18 protein-coding genes are annotated in these 21295 nt (G+C 67.9%); 6 read left to right on the top strand and 12 right to left on the bottom strand.

The window, feature by feature from the left end; translation table 11 throughout:
• Positions 1-27: 27 nt before the first annotated feature.
• Together CJZ80_RS10760 and CJZ80_RS10755 are read right to left on the bottom strand one after the other, a co-directional pair.
• The gene (locus tag CJZ80_RS10760) at positions 28-411 is read right to left on the bottom strand and encodes a hypothetical protein (protein WP_094512985.1); all 384 of its coding nucleotides are present in this window, start codon (positions 409-411) and stop codon (positions 28-30) included.
• Positions 408-2936 (bottom strand): type II CAAX prenyl endopeptidase Rce1 family protein, encoded by a 2529-nt coding sequence (locus tag CJZ80_RS10755; RefSeq protein WP_233133008.1) that lies wholly within the window; start codon positions 2934-2936, stop codon positions 408-410. Before CJZ80_RS10755 ends, CJZ80_RS10760 begins: the two co-directional genes overlap by 4 nt.
• Before the next feature lie 148 nt (positions 2937-3084).
• Here CJZ80_RS10755 and CJZ80_RS10750 point away from each other — a divergent pair, with 148 nt between their 5' ends.
• Positions 3085-4080, top strand: a complete 996-nt coding sequence (locus tag CJZ80_RS10750) for a sensor domain-containing diguanylate cyclase (protein ID WP_094512984.1) — start codon at positions 3085-3087, stop codon at positions 4078-4080.
• A gap of 59 nt (positions 4081-4139) precedes the next feature.
• On the opposite strand, the gene CJZ80_RS10745 is transcribed toward CJZ80_RS10750, so the two are convergent.
• From CJZ80_RS10745 to CJZ80_RS10720, 6 genes are all read right to left on the bottom strand, one after another.
• Positions 4140-5003, bottom strand: coding sequence for a helix-turn-helix domain-containing protein (locus CJZ80_RS10745; protein WP_094512983.1), 864 nt, complete (start codon positions 5001-5003; stop codon positions 4140-4142).
• A gap of 308 nt (positions 5004-5311) precedes the next feature.
• On the bottom strand, positions 5312-6283 hold the full coding sequence (gene sds, locus CJZ80_RS10740) for a solanesyl diphosphate synthase (RefSeq protein WP_094512982.1): 972 nt from the start codon (positions 6281-6283) through the stop codon (positions 5312-5314).
• A 23-nt stretch (positions 6284-6306) separates the two neighbouring features.
• Complete coding sequence (gene murI / locus CJZ80_RS10735) at positions 6307-7140, bottom strand: glutamate racemase (RefSeq protein WP_094512981.1); 834 nt, start codon at positions 7138-7140, stop codon at positions 6307-6309.
• The gene (locus CJZ80_RS10730) at positions 7137-8219 is read right to left on the bottom strand and encodes an N-acetylmuramoyl-L-alanine amidase (RefSeq protein WP_094512980.1); all 1083 of its coding nucleotides are present in this window, start codon (positions 8217-8219) and stop codon (positions 7137-7139) included. Before CJZ80_RS10730 ends, murI begins: the two co-directional genes overlap by 4 nt.
• Positions 8220-8254: 35 nt before the next feature.
• Positions 8255-9073 (bottom strand): carbon-nitrogen hydrolase family protein, encoded by an 819-nt coding sequence (locus tag CJZ80_RS10725; protein ID WP_094513055.1) that lies wholly within the window; start codon positions 9071-9073, stop codon positions 8255-8257.
• 74 nt (positions 9074-9147) lie between these two features.
• On the bottom strand, positions 9148-9906 hold the full coding sequence (locus CJZ80_RS10720) for a 2-phosphosulfolactate phosphatase family protein (RefSeq protein ID WP_094513054.1): 759 nt from the start codon (positions 9904-9906) through the stop codon (positions 9148-9150).
• 57 nt (positions 9907-9963) lie between these two features.
• Between CJZ80_RS10720 and CJZ80_RS10715 the strand changes: the two genes are divergently transcribed.
• The 4 genes from CJZ80_RS10715 to CJZ80_RS10700 all read left to right on the top strand — a co-directional run bounded on the left by CJZ80_RS10715 (position 9964) and on the right by CJZ80_RS10700 (position 16386).
• The gene (locus CJZ80_RS10715; protein WP_094512979.1) at positions 9964-11526 is read left to right on the top strand and encodes a UbiD family decarboxylase; all 1563 of its coding nucleotides are present in this window, start codon (positions 9964-9966) and stop codon (positions 11524-11526) included.
• Entirely contained in the window at positions 11523-11969 is a 447-nt protein-coding gene (locus tag CJZ80_RS10710; RefSeq protein ID WP_094512978.1) for an Rrf2 family transcriptional regulator, read from the top strand. Before CJZ80_RS10715 ends, CJZ80_RS10710 begins: the two co-directional genes overlap by 4 nt.
• A gap of 64 nt (positions 11970-12033) precedes the next feature.
• Positions 12034-14697, top strand: a complete 2664-nt coding sequence (locus tag CJZ80_RS10705) for a glucosidase (protein WP_094512977.1) — start codon at positions 12034-12036, stop codon at positions 14695-14697.
• A gap of 51 nt (positions 14698-14748) precedes the next feature.
• Complete coding sequence (locus CJZ80_RS10700) at positions 14749-16386, top strand: GMC family oxidoreductase (protein ID WP_094512976.1); 1638 nt, start codon at positions 14749-14751, stop codon at positions 16384-16386.
• A gap of 104 nt (positions 16387-16490) precedes the next feature.
• Here the strand turns inward: CJZ80_RS10700 and CJZ80_RS10695 are convergent, their stop codons facing one another.
• The 3 genes from CJZ80_RS10695 to CJZ80_RS10685 all read right to left on the bottom strand — a co-directional run bounded on the left by CJZ80_RS10695 (position 16491) and on the right by CJZ80_RS10685 (position 19036).
• Positions 16491-16982, bottom strand: coding sequence for a DoxX family protein (locus CJZ80_RS10695; protein ID WP_369803040.1), 492 nt, complete (start codon positions 16980-16982; stop codon positions 16491-16493).
• Between the two features lie 66 nt (positions 16983-17048).
• Entirely contained in the window at positions 17049-18059 is a 1011-nt protein-coding gene (locus CJZ80_RS10690) for a VOC family protein (RefSeq protein ID WP_094512974.1), read from the bottom strand.
• Positions 18056-19036, bottom strand: a complete 981-nt coding sequence (locus tag CJZ80_RS10685) for a DMT family transporter (RefSeq protein ID WP_144037011.1) — start codon at positions 19034-19036, stop codon at positions 18056-18058. The genes CJZ80_RS10690 and CJZ80_RS10685 overlap by 4 nt, the downstream gene beginning before the upstream one ends.
• 66 nt (positions 19037-19102) lie before the next feature.
• On the opposite strand from CJZ80_RS10685, the gene CJZ80_RS10680 reads away from it, so the two are divergent.
• Entirely contained in the window at positions 19103-19912 is an 810-nt protein-coding gene (locus CJZ80_RS10680) for an SDR family NAD(P)-dependent oxidoreductase (protein WP_233133006.1), read from the top strand.
• Here CJZ80_RS10680 and CJZ80_RS10675 read toward each other — a convergent pair.
• A complete protein-coding gene (locus tag CJZ80_RS10675) occupies positions 19887-21263 on the bottom strand; it encodes an NAD(P)/FAD-dependent oxidoreductase (RefSeq protein ID WP_094512971.1) in 1377 nt (458 codons plus the stop codon). The two genes, CJZ80_RS10680 and CJZ80_RS10675, sit on opposite strands and share 26 nt — an antisense overlap.
• Between the last annotated feature and the right edge of the window lie 32 nt (positions 21264-21295).

Genomic DNA, 21295 nt, shown 5'->3' with positions numbered 1-21295 from the left:
CCGTCTGCGCCCCGCGCTAGCCCTCACTCAGCTGACGGCGTCGCTGTGACAGGGCGGCGTGAGACCGGGGAGCTGGAATTCCAGAAACCAGAGAAATTCCCGCGACCGCCAGCCCAGATCGAAGGGAGCGGTGGGCTGCCAGTCGTGCCGCTCCAGCCCGAACGCCTCCTGCAGGTAGGCGGGCACCAGCGCTTCAACCTCGTCCTGGCCTTCAGCTTCCTCCTCCTCGAACAGGCGGTCGAGATACAGCGCGGCGAAGATCCCCTGCTCCTCGTCGACCACCACCACCTCAAAGGGGCCATCGGCGGCGGGCAGCGGGTTCACTTCGAAGAACTCATCCCGCTCCAGGGGGTCGGTGGGCGCCTGCTCCATCAATGTGGCCAGGGCCTGCTTGAACCGTTCGAGGGTCATGGGGCCACCGGCCTTGGGGCCTCCATCCTCAACCGCAGGCGTCCGCCCAGGGGCCACAGCCACAGGGTCACGGCCAGCCAATGGATCAGCACGGGCGGCCACAGCGAGCCGCTGAGCAGGAAGGCGCCCGCGCACACGGCGCCGAGCCAGCTGCAGGAGAGCAGGAAGGCCGGATCACGGAACAGCTGCCGCCCCGGCCGGTACCAGGTGGCGCCAGCCAGTGGGTGGTAGGCCACGAACAGCCCCACGCTCAGGGCGCCCCAGGCCAGCGACGACCAGGGCCCCACCCCCTCCATTGCGGCTGCCGGCAGCAGGGCGGCGCGGAACACCGCTTCCTCCCCCAGCGCTGGCATCAGCAGCAGCAGCGGCGCCTGGCGCAGCATTGGCCCCAGCGGTCGCCAGCGCCAGCCCTGCCGCAGCAGGCCGCTGCGCCGCGCCAGCGGCAGGGCCACCAGTGCGTAAAGCAGCATTCCCAGCGCCGCCACCAGCCCATTGCCGCCCAGCAGCGGCGTGCTCACCGCATCGGAGAGCCGCCGCAGCGGCACCGACAACCAGGGCCACTGGCCGAGCAGCAGCGTGGGTGCCAGCGGCAGCAGCTCGGGGTCGCGGCCCGGCACCTGGTTGGTGCGTTGGAACCACAGCTGCGAGCCGTTCTGGAGGAACACGCGGGCGATGTCGTCATGGCCGCGGCGGGGCAGCATCGAACGCCAGCTGAGCAGGGCATCGCGCACGCTTTCCCCGCGCACGAAATGCTGCTCACCGCTGGTGAGCGTGTCAGCGCCGGCCACCACTGCCGCGTTGCGCACCCAGTCGGAGCGCACCATGCCGAAGGGAGTGAGCAGGTCGTCGAGCGACCGGCCCAGGGCCAGCAGCCGCTCGAAGCGCCGGCTGTCGCTGTCGTTGGGATGGGCGCGCCACCAGGCCATCAGCCCGGGATCGGCCAGCACCTGCTGGCGCAGCCGTTGCAGGGCGATGTAGAGGGTCTGGCTGGAATCCTGCACGCAGGAGGTGGCCGGCGTCACCGACGACAGGCCCGTGCCGTCGCCGCTGCGGTAACGGGCCATCATCACGTTGGCCTGCACCCCCAGTTCGTCGAGCAGGGAGAAGCGGCGGGGGCCGAGCTGCACGTCGCTGAACAGGTCCTGACGGATCAGCACATCGGAGATCGGTCGCAGCCACAGCCAGCCCCGCTGCAGATCGCCGCTGTAGGCACTCCAGTCCTGGGTGCCGGCCACGATGCCGTTGGGGTTGTTGGCATAGATCTGGTGAAAGCGGAGCGCAAACAGCGGCTCACCGCTGAAGGGGTCGCGCCCCAGTTCGGCGTCGCCGAAGGCGAAGTGGCCGGTCACGGTCCCGGCCACGATCGCTTCGCCAGCGGGGCCGCCGATGCCGCCGAAGCTGTGGATCAGCAGGCCCCGCTCGCCCAGCTGCCAGCTGCCTTCTCCCCCCACCTGAACCCGTGAGAAGCGGCCCTTGCGCTCGGGGGTGCGGGCCCAGTTGCGGTGCAGCACGTAGTCGAGGCCGGCGCCGCGGCCCTGCACCAGCTGATCGGCCTGGGGCTGCAGCAGCGCCCGGGGCAGCAGTGCCTGGGCCGTGAACAGGCCGCTGGCATCGGGCGCGCCGTACACCAGCCAGCCGGCGGCGCCGATCGGATCCCCCACCAGGCCATCCGGGTTGAACAGCCGGCGCCCATCGCGATCAGGTGGCTGCCGCGGAATCCGCACCACGTCCAGCGGGCCGCTGAATCCGCCCTGGTGCCGATCGAAGTGCCGCACCTCGAAGCGATCGCCGTCGGGGTTCTCGGCGGCGGCGGCTGGTTGCAGCAGTTGCACCAGGGCCACATAGCGCCCGGTGATCTGCACCGGCGGCTGGGCGATCGCCAGGCCGGGGCTGCCGGTGGGGCTGGTGGTGAGCTCCACCTCCTCCAGCCGCACGATCACGTCGTCGTGGGGGCGAGCCCCAGCCAGCGATTGCAGCGGACCCACGCCGCGGCGGCCATCGAGCCGCTGCGGCAGCACGTTGCCGGCAGCGATCGCCGCATGGGCCGCCGCATCCAAGTGGATGTCGGTGCTGACGGTGCGCACCATGGCCTGCAACAGCGGCCGCTCCTGCCAGCCCAGCCGCAGCCGCTGGCCCACCAGTTTCTCGTGCTGGAGAGGCGCGTGCTGCACCTCCAGCCACACCCAGTCGACGCCGGGATCCTGGACGCTTTGACCCTGACCGGCGGGATCCGCGGCGCGCGCCTCCGGCAGGATCAGCCGGCCGATCCAGGCGCCGTTCGGCTTGTAGAGCGCCGGATCAGGACGCTGATCAAGGGGGTAGTGATCTGGGCGGTTGAAGGGTTGCTCCCAGGCCAGGGCGTAGCTGGACGGCCCGGTCGCCGCCTGCGCCGACTGAAGCATGGGCAGCAGAACCGCCAGCAAGGCCGCCAAAACAGCGGCGAGACCGGCGGAGAAACCAGCGGCCAGGGTCGCTGCCCTTCTGGCGCTGGGCAGGGGCCGCAGCCGGCGCGTTCGGGGAGGCACGACGGCTACCGGGGGGAGAGCCGAGGTTACGGGAGCCGCTTGGGTGCTGTTTTGCATACCAGTCGGTTGCCAAGCCCACTGGCTCAGGGCGTGACGCAGCCTGGCCTGGCTACAACAGAGGCAGGAGCCGTCTGCGCGTGGCCTTGCAATGTCCCCCTTCCCCGACTACCCGGTCCCCGTCGATGAACTCCAGCGGTTGCGCTCGCTGGAGCGCCACGACCTTCTCAATCATCGCAAGGATCCGCACCTCGATCGCCTGCTGGAGCTGGCCACTGAGTTGCTTGACACACCGATCGGCCTGATCTCCCTGATCGATACCGACCGCCAGTGGTTCATCGCCCGCCAGGGGCTGGAGATCGACGAGACACCGCGCAAGATGGCCTTCTGCGCCCATGCCATCGCCGGCAACGGCGTGCTTGTGGTGCCCGATGCGCTCGAAGACCCGCGCTTCAACACCAATCCCCTCGTGCTGGAGGAGCCCAGGATTCGCTTCTATGCGGGTGCACCGCTTACCTCTGAAGACGGCCACAACCTCGGCACGCTGTGCGTGATCGACCGCAAGCCTCGCCAGCCCAGCGATCAGCAGATCCGTCTTCTGGAGCGCATTGCTGAATTGGCGATGCGGGAAATCGAGATGCGCCGCCAGTCGCTGCATTGCCCGATCACCCATCTGCTGGGGCGCAGCCTTTTCCTTCAGCTCGGCGAACTCGAACTGAGGCATGCGCGGGAGCGCCAGGTGCCGTTGTCGTTGGTGATTCTCGACATTGACAACTTCCGGATGATCAACAGCCGTTCAGGCCACAAGGCGGGCGATGAGGTGCTGGTGAAAGTGGCCGATCTCTGCCGCAGCCACGCCGCGGACCAGGACCTGATCGGACGGGTGGGCGACGAGGAATTCGCGATTCTGCTGATCAACAGCACCGATGAGCAGGCCACCTGGTTGGCGGAAAGCGTGCTGGAGGGCGTCCACCATATTGGTGTGTCGTCCTTCCACAGCGAGCAGCAGATTCACCTCAGCGGTGGAGTCACCACCATGAGCGACACCGACGCCGATTTCGCCAGCCTGTTCCAGCGGGCAACAAAAGCCTCAGAACTGGCCCGGATGAACGGTCGCGATCAGATTGTGGCGATGGAAAGGGAATGAAGGCCGCTCCGCCCCAGCAACCCTGCGGAGGTGCCCCCTGGGGGGGTGGCTTCTTGTGCTCAGGGAGGCGGAGCGGACGGATCCGCTGCTGAAGTCTTGAAGGTGCGCCACTGCACCTGTTCGATCGAACCGAGGCGTTCAGCCGGTTTGCCTTCCAGACGGGCCGTCACCAGGTCGGGACGCCCGGCCAGCACCTTGAGGCCATCGCCGAGCGGAAAGTGGCGCTCCCCCTTGAAGGTGCCGCGGAACACCACCTCCTCGCCGGCAGGGCCGCCCACCTGACGCACTTCCAGCCAGCTGGGGGCACTACTGCTCAGCAGCAGATCGCCAGGAGCAGGCGGCACGGCCACCGGAGCCACCATGGCAGGGGCTGGTTCGTTGGCCGGGGGCTCGGGCCGTGCAGGGGAGGGGGCAGCCGGCTGCGCGGAAAGCCGTGTCTGGAGGGTGCCGGCATCGAAGCGCCGCCAGCCCCACACCAGCGCCGATCCAGCACCCACAATCAGAGCCATCACGGCAATGGAACGGACCATCACGCCTGCGGCGGCGGTCTTGGCGGACCCTGGCGCCGTCTGCTGTGTCGCTGAGGTGCTTGGGTCCAGGCAGCGGTGGGTGAGGCCACTTTTCTGCAGGTTGCGCAGCGGCTGCAACAACGGCGCCACATCCAGCCCGAGCACCCCGGCCACGCGCTGCGCTTGGGCAATCACGTACACCAGCTCGGGCAGGGCGGCACGGTCGCCGGCTTCAAGCGCGTTCAACTGCTCCTCGCGGAAGAACAGGCGCTTGGCAAGCTCCGGCAGGGCAATGCCCTTGGCCTCGCGTGCTTGACGGAGCTGGGCTCCCAATGCGCCCAGTGCATTAGCCGCGGCCTGATCCTCGGCGTCCACGTCGCGCACGGGTTGGTTGGAGGGACTGCCCTCGCTCATGGTGTGGATCTCTGAGAGGGGGAGGTCAGAGGATTTGTAGCTCGAAATGGTGCTGATTGATGTCCATGGGAGGGTTCCTTTTCAGCATGGGTAAAGCTGCCCGCCAATCGCTAGCAAAATGTGAGAGATCTTGTGGCTTTGAATCTTCACACCTCCCTGATTTTGAAGCAGCCTGTGTGAAGGAGAACTGGCTTCTCGGTTAATGGATCCATCCCTCGTGCAGCAACCTGCTCTGGCCATTGCGTGAGAGCAGGTCAAACGGCGGTGCGATTCGGCGGAGCAAGCCCACTCAGCTCGGCACAGCGCGCTCAATAGAGGCGGCTGAGCACGAAGTCCGGCAGGGCCTTGAGGGCGTCGCTGGAGGCGGAAGGCGGTAGCCACTGGAGCGCTTCGCCGGCCTCTCGGGCAAAACCTTCGGCCAGCGTGCGCGACCGGGGGATCGCTTCGCAGCCCCGCACCAGCTCCAGCGCCTGATCGAGGTCGCCGGGTTCGCAGAGCTCTCGCTCGATCAGCCCGGCCAGGGGCGGACGTTCCTCAAGGGCGAAGAGCACCGGGGCCGTGAGGTAGCCGGCGGCCAGATCGCTGGCAGCAGGCTTTCCCAGTTGCTGATCGCTGCCGGTGAAGTCGAGGATGTCGTCGACCACCTGGAAGGCCAGGCCCAACTGGCGGCCGAAGCGGTAGAGCTGATCGAGGCGATCGACCGGCAGGTTGCTCAGCACCCCGGCGGCGCGGGCGCTGTTGGCGATCAGCGAGGCAGTTTTGCAGTAGCTCTTTTCGAGGTAGGTCTCGAAGCTCTGGCCGGTGTCGTAGCGGAACAGACCCTGTCGCACTTCGCCGTCGGCCAGGTCCATGATCACGCGCGAGAGCAGCTTCACCACATCGAGGTCGTCGAGGTTGGCGAGGTGCCAGCTGGCCTGGGCGAAAAGGAAATCGCCCGCCAGCACCGCCAGGCGATTGTTGAAGCGGCTGTGGACCGTGTCCACGCCGCGGCGGGTGGAGGCCTCATCGACCACGTCGTCGTGGACGAGGGAGGCGGTGTGAATCATTTCGGTGATCTCAGCCAGGCGCCGGTGCCGGCTGGAGAGCTCACCATCAGGGCTGAGAGCCCGTGAGAGCAGCAGAACCACGCCGGGGCGGATCCGTTTGCCACCGGCACTAAAGAGGTGCTCAGCTGCAGCCTGGAGGATCGGGTGGCCGGCGCCGATCAGGCTGCGCAGATCGCTCAGCAGAGTTTCGAGGTCGTTCTCGACCGGCTGGAGCAATTGCGCGACCGTGGCCATGACCCCTGCTCAGTGGATGGATCCTAGAAGGCCTGGATCGGCGCTGAGAGCGCCACCTGCTCCACCACCGGCCGCCAGCCCAGCCAGGGCATGGCGGCACGGGCGAAGGCCTCCGGATCGCCAGTCACGCAGAAGCGGCTGCCACTGGCCAGAGCGGGAGACGGGTGCAGGCCGCAGCGCTGCGGCAGCGGCGCCGGCGTTCGGCCGATGCAGACCGACAGGCGCGCCACGGCGGCCTCGGCCGGATCCACCAGCACCACGTGCTGGGGCAGCAGCTCCCGCAGCAGGTCTTCCAGCAGGGGGTAGTGGGTGCAGCCAAGCACAACGGTGTCCACATCGGCGGCCAGCAGGGGCTTCAGATAAGTGTGGGCCGCCTCGCGCAGCTGCGGGTCGGTGAGATCACCCCGCTCGATCAGGGGCACGAAGGCGGGGCAGCCCACTTCCACCACCTTGATGAACGGACGCACGGCGCGCAGGGCGCGTCCATAGGCGCCGCTGGCTGCGGTGGCCGGCGTGGCCAGCACGCCCACCCGTTCCCCCTGCACCACGGTGGCAGCACTGTCGATCAGACCCAGCACCGGCACCTCGCGGCCGGCAATGGCCTCCACCACATCAAGGGCCAGGGCATGGGTGGTGTTGCAGGCCATCAGCACCACATCGACCGACTGCAGCTGCAGCCAGCTCACCACCTCGGCGGCAATCGAGCGGATCTCCCCCCTGGAGCGCTCGCCATAGGGCACCCTGGCGGTGTCGCCCAGGTAGATGTAGGGCTGGTCGGGATGCCGCTCCACCAGGCGGCGCAGCACGGTCAGGCCGCCGAGTCCGCTGTCGAGCAGGCCGATGCGTCGCTTGCTCATCCGCCCCCCAGGTAACGCAGGATGCCGCGGGTGATGGCCTGGGCCAGCCGCTGGCGGTGTCCCGCATCCGCCAGCCGGGGAGAATCCAGATCGCCTGTCACGAAGCCGGTTTCCGCCAGCGCCGCGGGCATCACCGTCCGGCGGATCACGAAGAAGCGGCCGGTCTTGACGCCGCGGTCGGGGCTGCCGGGTGAAACCCGCAGCATCTCCTCCTGCACGGCCTCCGCAAGCGCCCGCGACTGCGCGCCCTGGAAGTAGAAGGTTTCGATGCCGTTCACATCCGGCCGGGCCATGCTCAGGGCGTTGGCGTGGATGCTGAGGAAAGCCTGGGCACCGCTGCTGTTCGCCAGCGCCACCCGCGGCGGCAGGTCGACGTCGATTTCGGAGGTGCGCGTCAGCACCACCTGCACACCCTTGCTCTGCAGAAGCTGGGCCACCTGCAACGAGATGTCGAGCACCACATCGGTTTCCCGCAGCCCGCCGATGCCCACGGCGCCCGGGTCGGGTCCGCCGTGGCCTGGATCGATCACCACCCGGAAGCGGCCGCGCGGCACTGCGGGCATGCCGCCGGTGGAGGGGAGGGGGCGGCTGCCGCCGAAGGGAGTCGGCCGTACCCAGCCTCCGCCTGCCACCTCCACGTTGCCTTCGCCGAGGGTGGAGATCAGCCGGTTGGAGCCCAGCCCGGTCAGCTCGAGGCGCCAGCGGTCGCGGGCGGTGCCCACCAGGCGCATGTTGCGCGGATCGAGCTGGGTGCCTGGGGCGAATTCGAGCACAAGGCGGGTGGTGCCGGGATCGGGCTTGCCGATGCGCACCTCGCGCAGGGCGCCGCTGCCGCGCAGGGTGCGAGGCCGCACCGGGGCGCCGGGGAGGTCGATCCACACCCGAGGACCCTGGGCGCCCCTGCCGCTTTCGTAGAAGGCCTGCAGGGAGATTGAGGGCGAGGTGCGCAGCTCAAGCACCCCATCCCGGCTGACGCGCCAGGCGGCCAGGGCGCTGGCGGCGTGGGCCGGCAGAGAGGCCAGCAGCAGGGCAGACGGCGCGAGCGTGGCGAGGGCGATCGCGCGGCACGACGCCCGCAGCGTGGTGAGCAGTGACGGGCAGGGCTTCCCCAGGGTCAGAACAGCGAAGGACGGCGGTGGTTCAGGCTCGGCATCTGGGTGCGAACCCGTTGGCCATGATCAGGGTCGACCGGCGCCACCGCCAGCCCGGGGGAAATTCCCGCATCCGCCAGCACCGTGCCCCATGGGTCGATCACCAGGGCGTGGCCATGGCTCTGCCTGCGGCCGTAGTGCAGGCCGGTCTGGGCCGGTGCCATCACGTAGGCCGTGTTCTCGATCGCCCGCGCCTGCAGCAGCACCTGCCAGTGGTCCTTGCCGGTGAAGGCGGTGAAGGCGGCCGGAATCATGATGAGTTCGGCACCAGCACCGGCTAGGTGGCGGTAGAGCTCGGGAAAGCGGACGTCGTAACAGATCGAAAGTCCGATGCGGCACAGGCCCGGCACATCCACCACCGGCGGCAAGGTTTCGCCCGCTTTGACCGTTCCCGACTCCCGATAGGTGTTGCCATCGGGAAGATCCACGTCGAACAGGTGGATCTTGTCGTAGCGGGCCAGCAGCTGGCCTTCGGTGCCCACCAGCTCTGCGCGGTTGAAGGTGGCCCGCTCCCCGGCCGGCACCGGATAGCCGCCGCCCAGCAGAGTCACCTGGTAGCGCCGCGCCATCGTCACCAGAAAGCGGCTGCAACGTTCGGCCAGGCTGCCCGCCAGCTCCAGCCGCCGCTCGTCGTTGCCCATGAAGGCGAAGTTCTCGGGCAGCCCCACCAGATCGGCGCCGCGCCGGGCCGCCAGATCGATCAGCTCCTCGGCGGCCGCGAAATTGGACTCCGGATCGGGCGTGCTGGTGAGTTGCAGAGCAGCGGCCAGGAAGCTCGTCACCATGAGCAGGGAAGAGGTCGGCGGAACTGTAAGGGAGCTGCCTTCCGGCGCCGGAACGGGGCGGGGTGCCGGCTTCAGCTGGCTTTGAGTACGCCTGGCTCGGCCTGCATCGGCACGATCTCAAGCGAATCCACGCTGGCGCAGCAGCGGAAATCATCGTCGTGATCGCCCAGGCCGATCAGCCGCCGGCCATGGCTGGCGGTACGCAGGCAGCCTTCGGGATCGTGGCGCCACTGCTGCCAGAGCGCCAGCGCCGCCACCATCTCGTCATTGCCCGCCTCCACCGACCGGCCGCCAGCGGCTGCGGCATCCATCGCCGCCTGGGCCACCGCGCCAGCCGCCAGGGTGTCTTCCAGCGAGTAGGAGCCCTCCCAGCCGCTGCCCACGATCCACACCTGCTCGCATTGCCGCTCCAGCAGCCGCGCCGCCACTGCCGCGCGGTTGGGCAGGCAGGCGGTCAGCAGCAGGGGCACAGTGCGCACCTTGTCGAGCGAGCGGGTGCCGTTGGTGGTGCTCATGAAGATGCGCTTGCCCGCCACCAGCGCCGGCGTGACGGCCAGGGGGGAGTTGCCGAGATCGAAGCCCTCCACCCGGGCGCCGCCCCGTTCGCCGGCTGTGAGCCGTTGCGCGGCCGGCCAGGCCGCGGCCGCGGCCTTGAGGCTGTCGAGATCGGCGAACGCCTGCACCGCCTCGGCGCCGTTCTGGAGTGCCCAGGCGATCGTGGTGGTGGCGCGCAGCACGTCGATCACCACGGCCGCATCCGGGCCCGCCGCCGCTGCTCCAGGGCCGCGGTCTGGCACATCTTCGGAGGTGTGGAAGGTATGGATCTGCACGGCGCAGGGCACGGGTCGCGTGCGTCACAGTAGGCAGCGACGCTCAGGACCCACTCAATGACGGCCACGCTGCCGCGGAGTTCCACCAGAGATCTGCGGGGCTTTCTGTCGCTACTGGAGCAGCGCGGCCAGCTGCGGCGCATCACAGCCCCCGTCGACCCCGACCAGGAACTGGCTGCCATCGCCGACCGGGTGCTGGCCCGCGGGGGCCCCGGCCTGCTGTTCGAGAACGTGATCGGCAGCCCGATGCCGGTGGCTGTGAACCTGCTCGGCACCGTGCAGCGGGTGGTGTGGAGCATGGGCCTGGAGTCGGCCGAAGAGCTGGAGGATCTCGGTGCGCGGCTGGCCCTGTTGCAGCAGCCCCGGCCGCCGAAGGGGCTGCGCGAGGCGGTGCGCTTCGGCGGGGTGCTCTGGGATGTGGTGAAGGCCCGCCCCGACCTCGACCTGCTGCCGCCCTGCCACCAGCAGGTGTTCAAGGGGGAGAACGTGAACCTCGACAGCCTGCCGCTGCTGCGCCCCTGGCCCGGCGATGCCGGCGGGGTGATCACGCTCGGCCTGGTGATCACCAAGGACCCGGAAACGGGCGTGCCCAACGTGGGTGTCTACCGGCTGCAGCGCCAGTCGGTGAACACCATGACGGTGCACTGGCTGAGCGTGCGTGGCGGTGCCCGCCACCTGCGCAAGGCGGCGGCCATGGGCAAGCCCCTGGAGGTGGCCGTGGCGATCGGCGTGCACCCCCTGCTGGTGATGGCCGCCGCCACCCCGATCCCGGTGCAGCTCTCCGAATGGCTGTTCGCCGGCATCTACGCCGGCGAAGGGGTGCGGCTGGCCAAGTGCAAAACAGTGAACCTGGAGGTGCCCAGCCACAGCGAAGTGGTGCTGGAGGGCACGATCACCCCCGGCGAGGAACTGCCCGACGGCCCCTTCGGTGATCACATGGGCTTCTACGGCGGCGTCGAGGCGTCACCGCTGGTGCGCTTCCAGTGCATGACCCAGCGCCGGAACCCGGTGTTCCTCACCACCTTCAGCGGCCGCCCGCCAAAGGAGGAGGCGATGCTGGCGATCGCGCTCAACCGCATCTACACGCCGATCCTGCGGCAACAGGTGCCCGAGATCATCGATTTCTTCCTGCCGATGGAAGGGCTCAGCTACAAGCTGGCTGTGCTCTCGATCGACAAGGCCTATCCCGGCCAGGCGAAGCGGGCGGCGATGGCCTTCTGGACCGTCCTGCCCCAGTTCACCTACACCAAGTTCGTGGTGGTGGTCGACAAGTCGATCAACATCCGCGACCCGCGCCAGGTGATCTGGGCCATCAGTGCCCAGGTGGATCCCCAGCGCGATCTGTTCGTGCTGGAGGACACCCCGTTCGACACGCTGGATTTCGCCAGCGAGCGTCTGGGGCTGGGCGGCCGTCTGGCGATCGATGCCACCACCAAGGTCGGGCCGGAAAAGCGCCACGACTGGGGCGAACCGCTCCGCCGGCCGGCGGCGATCGAAGATCGGCTCGATGCCCGCTGGCAGGAGCTGGGCCTGGCCGACATCGACGCCACCGAACCGGATCCCACCCTGTTCGGCTACACCCTCGAGAACGTGCTGGAGCGTCTGGCGGCGCGGCGTTGATCAAGCGCCGCGGCCTGCAGGCGCTCAAGGCGCTGCTGGAGCTGGCCAGGGAGCCGGGCGCCTGGCGCTCGGTGACGCAGATCGCCGCCGCTCAGTCGATTCCGGCCCCGATGCTGGAGCAACTTCTGCTGCAGTTGCGGCGAGCCGATCTGGTGGAGGCGCGCCGGGGCCGCAGCGGCGGCTACCGCCTGCGGCGGGTACCGGCGGCGATTCCTGTCGCCACCGTGCTGCAAGCCGTGCAGGCTGATCCAGCTCTGGGGCCGGCGGCGGCTACAGCCAGCGACCCGGCACTGGCGGGCGAGCAGGTGGCCCAGGCTCTGGTGCGGCGTCTGCAGCGGGCGCTGGAGCAGGAACTGGCCGTGCTCACGCTCGAGGAACTGCTCTTCGATCTGCGCAGCTGGCAGGAATGCCTCAGTGAAGACGGCGGCCTGATGGTGGGCTAACGCACAGAGCGGCCTGCGGAACCGCCGAACCCGGCCAGGATGGCCAGGTGTTGATCACGCGCTGATGCCCGACCGCGACGCCATCGAGTTCGCCGAACGGCGCCGCATGGCCGAACGGGATCAGGGGCTGGTGCCCTGGGCGCTCTGGGGCAGCTACCTACCTGATCGTCAGTGGGGCACGGTGCGGGAGGACTACTCCGCCGACGGCGATGCCTGGCGCTCCTTCCCGCACGACCACGCCCGCTCGCGCGTGTACCGCTGGGGGGAGGACGGCCTGTTGGGCCTCTGCGACGAGCACGCCCGCCTCTGCTTTTCGGTGGCGCTCTGGAACGGCCTCGATCCCATCCTCAAGGAGCGGCCCTTCGGGCTGGGCAACCCGGAAGGCAACCACGGCGAAGACATCAAGGACTACACCTTTCACCTGGCCAACACCCCCACCCACAGCTTCATGCGGGGGCTCTACAAGTACCCCCAGCGCTGCTTCCCCTACGACCACCTGATCCACGAGAACGGGCGGCGCGGGCGCGAAAGCGCGGAGTACGAGCTGGTCGACACCGGGCTGTTCGACGACGACCGTTACTTCGATGTGGAGGTGGAGTACGCGAAGGCGGCGGCCGACGACCTGCTGATCCGCTTGCGCCTCACCAACCGAGGCCCCGATCCTGCCCCGCTCACCCTCCTGCCCACCCTGTGGTTGCGCAACACCTGGAGCTGGGGCTATGCGGGCGCGCTCGAGCAGCCGCTGGAGCTTGAAGGGGATCTGCTGCGCACCCCTGTGCTGCCCGGCCTCGGGTCGTACCGGCTGGCCTGCGCCGAGCCTGGCCCCTGGATCTTCACCGACAACGAGACCAACACCGAGCGCCTGTTCCGCCAGCCCAACCAGCGGCCGTATCAGAAGGACGGCTTTCACCGGTATGTGGTGGAGGGGGAGGAGGGAGCCATCAACCCCGCCCAGCGGGGCACCAAGGCAGCCCGCCTGCTGCGCCGCACACTGGCCCCGGGGGAGACCTGGGTGGTGGACCTGCGCCTGTGGGCGGGCGAGCAGCCGGCGGCGTTCGGCGCGGCGTTCGAGGCCACCCATCAGGCACGCGTGCAGGAATGGAGGGCCTACTTCGAGCACTGCGTGCCGGGGCTGGAAGCCGACGACCGCCGCATTCACCTCGCAGGCGCCGCCGGATTGCTGTGGTGCAAGAAGTACTACAGCTGGGACGTGAAACGCTGGCTGGAGGGGGATCCGGGCCAGCCGGTGCCGCCGCCGGAGCGCTTCAGGAGCGCCAATGCGGCCTGGCGCCGTCTGCATGTGGAAGATGTGATCTCCATGCCCGATTCATGGGAATACCCCTATTTCTGCCAGTGGGATCTGATGGTGCATGCCGTGGCCTTCGCCGGCTTCGATCCGGCCACCGCCAAGGAGCAGTGCATGCTGCTGCGCAGCCCCCGCTTCACGGCGCCCAACGCCCAGACCCCTGCCTACGAATGGGCGCTCTCCGATCCGAACCCACCGATCGGTGCCTGGGCGGCGATGCGTGTGTATCAGATCGACCGCAAGCAGAACGGTGAACCGGACATGCCCTTTCTGCGGGCGGCACTGCGCAAGCTGTTGCTGGAATACGGCTGGTGGGCCAACCGCAACGATCGTTCGGGCGACAACGTCTTCGAGGGTGGATTCCTCGGTCTGGATAACATTGCCGTGTTCGATCGCCGCTTTCCGCTCGCCGATGGCAGCCACATCGGAGAAAGCGATGGCATCGCCTGGATGGCGTCGCTGAGCCTGAATCTGCTCAACATCAGCGTGGAGCTGAGTGTGCGTGAACCGGAGTATGCGGATCTGTGCGAGCGTTTTGTCTACGACTTCGTGCAGCTCAACCTCACGCTCAACACCCCCACAGACAACGAGTTTCTGAACTGGGATGAGCAGGATGGCTTCTACTACGACGTGATCAAGCGGCCCGATGGAAGCACTGATTTCCTGCGCAGCCGCTCGATTGCTGGCCTGATTCCCCTGCTGGCGGTGGCCAGTTTCGATCAGGAAACGCTGGAACGTCTGCCGGTGCTGGATGTGAAGAACAGCATGGCGTGGTACACCCACGAGCGCACCTCTCCCTCCTGGGTGGAAACGCACCTGGGCCGGCGCCACAACGACCGGCTGCTGTTTTCCCTGGTGCCGGAAGATCGGCTGCGCCGCATCTGTGAGCGGCTGTTCGATGAGACGGAATTCCTTTCTCCCTACGGCATCCGCTCTCTGTCGAAGGTGTATGAAACCGCACCCTTCTGCTACACCGAAGGCAGTGAATCAGATTGCCTCTCCTATTCACCGGCGGACAGCCCGGTGGCCATGTTCGGTGGCAACTCCAACTGGCGTGGGCCGGTGTGGATGCCGCTTAATTATCTGTTGATCGAATCTCTGCAGAAATTCGGCCATTTTTATGGCGACAGCTTCACGGTGGAGTTCCCCACCGGCTCTGGCGTATGGCTCAGCCTCTGGGATGTGTCATTGAAGCTGGAGCAGCGGCTGGTGAATCTTTTCCGCCGTGACAGCCAGGGCCGGCGCGCCTTCCTCGGGGATGTGGACCTGTTTCAGCACAACCCCCATTGGCGTGATCTGATCCAGTTTCATGAGTATTTCCATGGCGACAATGGCCGTGGGGTGGGCGCCAGCCACCAGACCGGCTGGAGTGCGATCGTCTGCAAGATGATCAACCAACTCTCCCAATATCCAGTGCCCTGATCGCAGCACCTGTCTCTGCCTTCCCCTCTGTTCCGCCGCCACCCTTCCGCCATGCCTGCCACCCCAACGGCCCGGATCATCGACCCGTCGATCACCCTCGCCCCGTTGCCTGGTGCCGGGCAGCTGAATCCACCGGATGGCAGCCACGTGGATGTGTTGATCATCGGCAGTGGGGCCGGCGGCGGCACCCTGGCGCGGCACCTGGCTGGCAGCGGCCTCAAGGTGCTGGTGCTGGAACGCGGCGACTGGCTCCCCCAGGAACCGCAGAACTGGAGCGCCGAAGCGGTGTTTCAGCAGGGGCGCTATGTGTCTGCGGACACCTGGCACGACAAGCACGGCAAGGCCTTTCAGCCCGGCAGCCACTACATGGTGGGAGGCGCCACCAAGATGTACGGGGCCGCCCACTTCCGCCTGCGCGAGGCCGATTTCGGCGAGCTGATTCACCACGACGGCATCTCACCGGCCTGGCCCCTCCCTTACGACGTCTTCGAGCCCTATTACCAGCGCGCCGAAGAACTGTTCCACGTGCATGCCCAGCAGGGGGAAGATCCCACCGAACCCCGCCGCACTGCCCCCTATCCCCACCCGCCGATTGCCCATGAGCCGCGCATGCAGAAGCTGGTCGACGATCTGCGTGCCGCCGGCCTGCGCCCCTTCCACGCCCCCAGCGGGGTGATGCTCGATGAGGCCAACCTGCCCTTCAGCCGTTGCCGCAAGTGCAACCGCTGTGATGGCTTTCCGTGCCTGGTGCATGCCAAGGGCGATGCGGACGTGGTGGGCATTCGGCCGGCCTTGGCCGATGCGAACGTGTCGCTGCTCACCCGCGCCCATGTGCAGCGGCTGCTCACCGATGCCAGTGGTGGGCGGGTCACGGCGGTGGAACTTCTGCGCGATGGCGAGCCGATGCGCTTTTCCGCCGATGTAGTGGTGGTGAGTTGCGGCGCCGCCAACAGCGCCCGGCTGCTGCTGATGTCTGCCAACGACCGCCACCCGGCCGGCCTGGCCAATGGCTCGGGGCAGGTGGGGCGCAACTACATGTTCCACAACAGCAAGGCCCTCGTGGCCCTGGCCCATGAACCCAACACCACCGTGTTTCAGAAAACGGTGTCGATCAATGACTGGTATCTGGGCTCTGAGGCGTTTCCCTACCCGATGGGCAACATCCAGATGACCGGCAAGACCAGCGGCACGATCATGAAGGGCTATGCCCCACTGGAAACCTTCCTGATGCCCGGCTGGAGCATGGACCAGATCGCGGAACATGCACTGGATTTCTGGCTGAGCAGCGAGGATCTCCCCGACCCTGAGAACCGCATCACCGTGAACAAGGAGGGGGCGATCACCCTCTCCTACACCCCCAACAATCAGACGGCCAGCGCCAAGCTTGAGCATAATCTTCGCGGCTTGCTGGATTCTCTCTATCTGAAGAATCACCTGGTGGAGCGGCAGATCTACGTGAAATCCAGCATGGCGATTGCCGCCGTGGGCCACCAGGCTGGCACCTGCCGCTTCGGCACCGATCCCACCACCTCGGTGCTGGATCTTGATTGCAAAGCCCACGAGCTCGATAACCTCTACGTGGTGGACACCAGCTTCTTCCCCAGCATCGGTGCGGTGAATCCCTCGCTCACCGCCATCGCTAACGCCCTGCGGGTGGGCGATCATCTCATCGCCCGGCTGCAGGGATGATCCAGCCGGGGAGAGGCACCAGGGGGAATCTTCTTGGTTGAACGCTGTCAACCGAGTTGAATGCCCTCAGCACAGTTGCATCCTCTCAGCAGCGCCGAATGGTGTCAGCCGAAGTTGAGCATCAGGGCGTCGCGAATCAGGAGTCCGTCGAGGGAAAGGGCGCCACCTCCGGCTCCGATCAGCACCAGGCACATCACCACATACATGGCGGCCTTTTCCCAGCTGGGTGGTTCCCCCACGCCCATGGGGCCGGCATAATCTCCCGGCGGAATCTGATAGGGATCGGGGGCGATGAAGGGGGTGCCCGCTAGAACCTCCAGCACCATGGCATACCCCATCGACACCAGAATCGCCAGGGCGGCCAGCGGCGTGAGCAGACCGGGGATCAGGGCGATACCGCCCGCCCACATTGAGAATGCCGACAGAAAGCAGAGCCAGCGTGGTGTTTTCAGCGCGGTTGCCCAGGTGGTGAGGTTGCGCAGCTTCGGCCAGCCGTGGCGGATGAAGGCGATGCCGGTGAACACCCGCAGCAGTGTCAGCACCGCTTCACTGAGGGGAGAGGGGCCGATGGGCACCAGGATCTCCACGATGTCCACGGCCACGGCAGCTCACGTGCGTCGGTGCCTCAAGGTAACCAAGGCGTCCCGAGCGGCTGCCGGGCTTCAGGGAGCGCTGACGCCAGCGGTTTCCAGCACCAGCAGCTCGTGGCCATCGGGATCGGCCAGCCGCAGCGCCCGTCTGCTCCCGACGGCCCCCGCTTCCAGCGCCACCAGGCCGGGCGGCAGCAGCTCGGCCCCGAATGCCGCCGCGCTGGCGGCGATGCGATCGAGGCCGCTGGCCGCCAGGTGGATCTGCCAGTGGGCCAGGTCCTGCGGCGCCTGATCCGCCAGTCGCGGGCGCCCCTGGTTGGGGGGCAGATAGCCAAGGGTTTCGATGCCCATGCCTGCCGCGCAGCGCAGGGGCGTGATCTGCACCCGCGTCTCGCTCAGCCCATCGAGCCGGTCCTGCTCCAGCCCGCTGTTTTCGCCGCTGGGCAGTGCCGTCAGGCCGAGCAGCTCGCTGTAGAAGGCACGGCTGCGGGCGGTGTCGGCGATGGCGATGGCGCTGTGATCGATGCCGAGCAGCTCAGAGGCACCGGCCGGCCGCGGGCGATGCCAGCGGGGATCCCCCTTGCCGTCGGGAAACTGCAGCAGCTCCAGGTTGTGGCCATCAGGATCACGGAACTTGAAGGCCCAGATGCCGGCGGCGGCGGTGTTCCACTCGGGCAGCCGCTGCGGCGCCGCTGATACCGCCGTGATTGCGCCAGCGGCCAGCAGGGGCTGCAGCCGGGCGTGGCTCGCCGCCAGATCCGCCGTGACGAGGCAGAGGTGTTGAAACCAGAGATCGCAGCTGCGTGAGTCAGGTGGCAGCGGCCGCCCCGGGCGCTGCCCCGGGCCAGGATCGAGCACTTCGATCAGATCCAGCCGCTCCTCGCCCAGCCCCAGCTGCACCCGTTGCAGCCGTCCCTGCGGCAGCCCGAACAGAGCGGCCTGGGGCCCGCCCTCCACCCGCTCCTCAGCCAGCCGGATGAAGCCAAGCGACGCGCAGAAGAAGGCGGCGCTGCGCTCGGCACTGGCACAGGTGATCGCCACCGCTTCGATGTGGGGGCCAGAGCTGACCAGGGGGGGCGTCATGTGCCGGTGCTGCCGGTGCTGCCCATGGGGCCAGCAGGCTGTGCGGTGCTCCCCGGGCGTTGCAGCACGATGCTCAGCACGCCGCCGAGGGTGATCAGCGCGGTGCCGACCCACACCGCCAGGGTGGGCGTCTCGGCGAACCAGATCCAGCCGATCAGGCCGGCGAACACCACCGACGAATACTGAAAGGCGCCGATCGCGCCGGGTTCGGCATAGGTGTAAGCCTTGATCAAGAGAAACTGAAAGCAGGCCAGGCACACGCCGGAGGCCAGCACCGTGAGCCATTGGCTGGTGTCCAGCCCGCTGAGCAGTGCACCGGCCTGTCCCTCCGGCCGCAGCGGACCAAGGATCGCCAGGGTGGAGCCGACGCTGCCGATGAGCAGGAAATAGATCATCTGGGTGAGCGGCGCCTCGGTGCGGTCGAGCCGCTTCACGGCCAGGAACTCCACGGCGCAGAGCAGGCCGGCAGCCAGGCCCAGCAGATCGCCGGGGCGGGTGAGCAGGGAGGCGTTGGGCTGCACCACGATCACCATGCCGGCAAAGCCGATGGCGAGGCAGCCCCACAGAGCTCTGGGCACCTGCTGGCCGAGCACCAGCAGACCCAGCAGCGGGATGAACAACGGCGTGGTGTTCAGCAGCACATTGGCGTTGACCAGATTCACCAGTCGCGCGGCGGTAATGAACAGAAAGAACCCCGCCAGCCCGGTGCAACTGCGCAGCAGGTGCAGCAGTGGCACGGACGTGCGCAGATCACGGCCACCGCGCCACAGCACCCAGGGCAGGATCAGTGCCAGCGCGATCACGAAGGTGAGCCAGGTGAACGGCACGGGCCCCATGCCACTGCCGAGCGCTTTGCCGAAGGCGCTCTGGGCGGTGTTCGCCAGAAAGGCCAGCACCAGCAGGGCGGCGCCCAGCAGCAGTGAACGCATTGAGCCGGAGGCCTCCTGCGGGGGTGTGGATGGAATCACATTCGCCACGGCGTTCAACCCTTCCCGTTGGGCCCATGCTTACCTTCAAAGCTGCCCCTGTCACCCATGGATTCCGTGACCAGCACCACCAATCCAGACGCCATCCGCACCCTGGCCAAGCTGCTTGAAGGCAAGGTGGCGATCGTGACCGGCGGCAACAGCGGCATCGGCAAAGCGATTGTGGAAGCCCTGGCGCACCGCGGCGCCAAGGTGGTGATCGACTACCGCTCCCATCCTGAGGCCACCGAAGAGATCGAGCGGGAGATCGGCGCGTTCGGCGGCAGCAGCTTCGGTGTGCAGGCTGATGTATCCAAGCTGGATGATCTTCAGCGCCTGGTGGATGCTGCAGTGGCGAAATACGGGCGCATTGATGTGATGGTGAACAACGCCGGTATCGAAACGCGCACCTCCATTCTCACCACCACCCCCGACGACTACGACAAGGTGCTGGATGTGAACCTGCGTGGCGTTTTCTTCGCCACCCAGTACGCCGCCAAGCAGATGATTGCCCAGGGCGGCGGCGGCCGCATCATCAACATCTCCTCGGTTCACGAAGACTGGCCCATGCCCAACAACACGCCCTACTGCCTCGCCAAGGGCGGCGTGCGCATGCTCACCCGCACAGCTGCCCTCGAGCTGGCTCCCCACGACATCACCCTGGTGAATGTGGGCCCGGGGGCCGTGGCCACTCCGATCAACGACGCCACGATGAAGGATCCGGAGCTGATGGCCAAGCTGGATGCCGCCATCCCGCTGGGCCGCATGGCCCAGCCGGAAGAGGTGGCCAAGGTGGTGGCTTTCCTCGCCAGCGACGACGCCAGCTACATCACCGCCACCACGATCTTTGCCGATGGCGGCATCATGCAGAGCAGCCCGGGTCTGTAGCGGCAGAGCCCTCCGGCACACCCTCCTCAAAACGCGGTTCTCCCATGATCAGCAGGGAGCCGCGCTGCCGGGTGGCGATCGCCCACAGCCATTTGACCAGCAGGCTCACCCGGTTCTCGTTGGCGGGCATGAAGCCCAGGTGGGCCACGCCCCAGATCAGCCAGCCCAGCGGACCGTCCACGCGCCAGCCGCGCAGGTCGGCTTCGGCGTGCAGGCGCCCCAGGATCGCCATCGAGCCGAAATCCACGAAGCGGAACGGCGCCTGCGGGCGGCCTTCCAGGCCGGCCCGCAGATCACGGGCCACCCAGCTGCCCATCTGCACCGCCACGCTGGCCAGCCCCGGCAGCGGGCTGGCGCCCGGGCTGGGGGCATAGGCGCAGAGGTCACCCACCACCCGGATCTCGGGATGGCCGGGCACGGAGAAATCCGCCTCCACCGGCACCCGGCCGCCCCGGTCGAGGGGCACGCCGGTGGCCTCAGCCAGCCGGGCACCCAGTGGGGACGCCTTCACCCCCGCCGTCCAGCACACCGTGGCCGCCTCCCGCACCTGCTCGCCAGCGGCGGTGCTGATCGTGACCCGCCCCGGCTCGATCGCCTTCACCCGGCCCCCCAGCAGCACCTCCACGCCGATGGATTCCAGGAAGCGCCTGGCGCCGGCGCCCAGATCGGGATGCATGCCCCGCAGCAGGCGATCGCCGGGATCCACCAACAGGATGCGGGTGTCTTCGGGATCGAGCTGGCGGAAATCCCTGGCCAGGGCGTGGCGCAGCAGCTCCGACACCGACCCCGCCAGCTCACAGCCGGTGGGTCCGCCTCCCACCACCACCACCGACTGCAGCAGGCGCCGCTTCTCCGCCTCGGGCGTCTGCTCCGCCTCCTCCATCGCCAGCAGCAGCCGCTCGCGGATCTCCAGGGCGTCTTCCAGCTGCTTCATCGGCGGGGCGATCGCCTGCCATTCGTCGTGGCCGAAGTAGGAGCTGCCGGAACCTGCCGCCAGGATCAGGTGGTCGTAGCTGAAGCGGCGCTCGTTGAACACCAGCTCCTTCGCCTCGGCATCGATTTCCTTCACCTCCCCCATCAGCACCTGCACGTTGCGCTGCCGCCCCACCAGCAGCCGCAGCGGCACGGTCACATCCCCCGGAGCCACCAGCCCGGTGGACACCTGATACAGCAGCGGTTGGAACAGGTTGTAGTTGCGCTTGTCGATCAGCGTCACGCGAACATCGGCGCCGGCCAGGGCTTTGCACGCCGATAGCCCAGCAAAACCCCCTCCCACGATCACCACATGGGGTCGCCCGCGCAGAGCTTCAGCCGGCGGCTCCAACTCCAGAAAGAAGCGCTCGCGTGGCATGGCGGTTGCAGGCCGGACGGTCGCAGCCTATT

Source organism: Synechococcus sp. MW101C3 (assembly GCF_002252635.1).
GTDB lineage: Bacteria > Cyanobacteriota > Cyanobacteriia > PCC-6307 > Cyanobiaceae > MW101C3.
This window is presented reverse-complemented; position numbering and strand designations above follow the sequence as displayed.